The sequence below is a fragment of the Mesorhizobium norvegicum genome, assembly GCF_004919685.1.
Lineage (GTDB): Bacteria > Pseudomonadota > Alphaproteobacteria > Rhizobiales > Rhizobiaceae > Mesorhizobium > Mesorhizobium norvegicum.
Genome location: NZ_SMYZ01000202.1, coordinates 1 through 2,151, shown reverse-complemented (window position 1 = coordinate 2,151; position 2,151 = coordinate 1). Strand labels below are relative to the sequence as shown.

The 2,151-nt window shown below is 59.9% G+C and carries 3 protein-coding genes and 1 tRNA gene; 2 read left to right on the top strand and 2 right to left on the bottom strand.

The genetic code is table 11. The features are described 5' to 3' along the window. Window positions 1-127 precede the first annotated feature (127 nt). Together FCU66_RS40730 and FCU66_RS40725 are read left to right on the top strand one after the other, a co-directional pair. Complete coding sequence (locus FCU66_RS40730; RefSeq protein ID WP_136622154.1) at window positions 128-811, top strand: phosphoglycolate phosphatase; 684 nt, start codon at window positions 128-130, stop codon at window positions 809-811. Window positions 812-950: 139 nt separating this feature from the next. Further along, a tRNA-Val gene (locus FCU66_RS40725) sits at window positions 951-1,025 on the top strand. 71 nt (window positions 1,026-1,096) lie between these two features. Here the strand turns inward: FCU66_RS40725 and FCU66_RS42620 are convergent. Both FCU66_RS42620 and FCU66_RS41525 read right to left on the bottom strand, forming a co-directional pair. Beyond that, window positions 1,097-1,228, bottom strand: a complete 132-nt coding sequence (locus tag FCU66_RS42620; RefSeq protein ID WP_281285605.1) for a hypothetical protein — start codon at window positions 1,226-1,228, stop codon at window positions 1,097-1,099. A gap of 376 nt (window positions 1,229-1,604) precedes the next feature. Continuing rightward, window positions 1,605-2,151, bottom strand: a 547-nt coding sequence (locus FCU66_RS41525) for a M10 family metallopeptidase C-terminal domain-containing protein (protein WP_425462893.1), incomplete at its 5' end; no start/stop codon positions are given.

Here is a 2,151-nt window from a genome sequence, read left to right as displayed (position 1 = left end):
TTTGACGATTGGTCGTCTCCGCCACAAGTCGAACTTGCATTGGTCTGAAGCGCTTGCCCCAGACTGCTTGCCTTGACGCGCCGCAGCCTTTATCGCCTGCCCTTGTAAAATCTGCGCAGGACAGACCATGACCCGACCGACCATCGTGTTCGACCTCGACGGTACGCTGATCGATACAGCGCCGGACCTGCTCGACAGCCTGAACCACAGCCTTGCCGCCAGCGCGCTCGCGGCGGTTGACGAGGCCGGTTTCAGGCGCTTTGTCGGTCACGGCGGTCGGGTGATGATCGAGCGGGCGCACGCCGCCCAGCAGCGATCGCTCGATGTCGCGGAGCACGACCGGCTGCTGAAACTGTTCCTCGATCACTACACCCTCAACATCCCCGGCAAATCGCGCCCCTACCCCGGCGTCGTCGAGGCGATCGCGCGCTTCGAAGATGCCGACTATATCCTGGCCATCTGCACCAACAAATACGAAGCCAACTCGCTGGCGCTGATCGAGGCGCTCGGCCTGGCCAGGCATTTCGCCGCCATCGCCGGACAGGACACGTTCGCGTTCCGCAAGCCCGACCCGCGCCACCTGATCGAGACCATCAAGCTGGCCGGCGGCGATCCGCATCGCGCGCTGATGGTCGGCGATTCGCAAACCGACATCGACACCGCCAAGGCCGCCGGCATTCCGGTGGTGGCGGTCGATTTCGGCTACACCGACCGCCATGTGCGCGAATTCGAGCCCTCGGCGGTGATCTCGCATTTCGACGCGCTGACGCTCGATCTGGCGCAAAAGCTGATTGCCGCTGCCGGAAACTGACCGGAAAGCTGCCGGCGCCGGTCGAAGACAGGGCCGAAAGGACAGCAAATCCGATCCTTGTCAGAACGCCCGACACCGCCTTGACTTCCCGCACCTGCCTCCCTTATATCGCGGCTCGCTTGGCCTTCGGGCAACGAGCGGGCGATTAGCTCAGCGGGAGAGCACACCCTTCACACGGGTGGGGTCGCAGGTTCAATCCCTGCATCGCCCACCATCTTTTCAAGCGCTTAGCAGTCATCAATTTTCCTTCCGCACAGTTTCCGCACAACTACCGGCTTCTATCGTTCATTTTCGAAAAGCCTCGTCCACCGTTTCGCCGTCGTAGCCGGCGAGCCACTGCGCGGCGGTATCTGCCCAAGCCGCGGGCACGGCGCGCTCTTTGCCGTCCTTTTTCGCCTGCCGTATAGCAAATTTCATGCGGTCGGGGCGCGGTTTAATTTCGCTCCTACCTCTGCCGCTCTTTCTGGAAATCGGGGTGGTGCGTGCCCGTACACTTCTTCAAGGATCTTGACGGACATGCCCAGCGCGCCAGCGGCCTTCCCCGGCTGTCATGCCGCGTTCAGGCGAAAATTCCACTCATAACCCCTGTCCAGTTTTCCCGAGCCACCTCTGTTCCACGGCGCGGCTCGATATTTCCGATCTCTTTGATAAGTGGCCGCGGCTCGGCTGAGGGTGTCGGACGAAGAGTTCGAAAAGCTTCCAGGACCCCAGCCAAACCAGATGCGCAGTGGATAACTTGGTTCTGCAGGCGTCTTGATTTGGAATAGCCTCGGAAAGTGGATCCGGCTTGCAATCATATCAAATCAAAGTCGCCTAAACTGAGACTTGCGAGATTGACGTTGTAGAGTCTGAGAGTATCTCCCGTCAGTGCGTCGAAGACGACATCCGCATTTTGTTGCGTCGCATAATCCAAGATCTGAGAGGTGGCGAAAAGCTCACCGGGGATTCGAATTATGTCGGTTCCTGGTGTGAAGTCAGTGATCACCGCGCTCGCGAAACCAGCCGAAAATACGAATGTGTCGCTACCTCCTTGGCCAGTTATTGTGTCATTGGCGATTGCGTAGAGAACGTTCGACTGATCGTTGCCGTAGAGTCCGCTGTTGTCCCGGACGGCTTCGATAGAACTGTTCAGAAAAATGCTGTCCCTCTGATTGGCGGAGAGCGTGAAGCCGCTGGCGATGAGGGTATCGTTGCCGCCGCCGCCATAGACATGGAACGCCGCGGCGACGTCGGCCACGGTGAAGATGGTGCCGCCGGCATAGCTGCTCTCGATACGGGAGCTGACAGTCATTCCCGACAGATCGAGCGCGGCGTCATCGATGGTGAGCGTACCGCCACTG

What these genes read in the sequence shown, in the direction of transcription:
- FCU66_RS40730 (WP_136622154.1), top strand. Translation starts at nt 128, where the DNA reads ATGACCCGACCGACCATCGTGTTCGACCTCGACGGTACGCTGATCGAT.
- FCU66_RS42620 (WP_281285605.1), bottom strand. Translation starts at nt 1,228, where the DNA reads ATGAAATTTGCTATACGGCAGGCGAAAAAGGACGGCAAAGAGCGCGCC.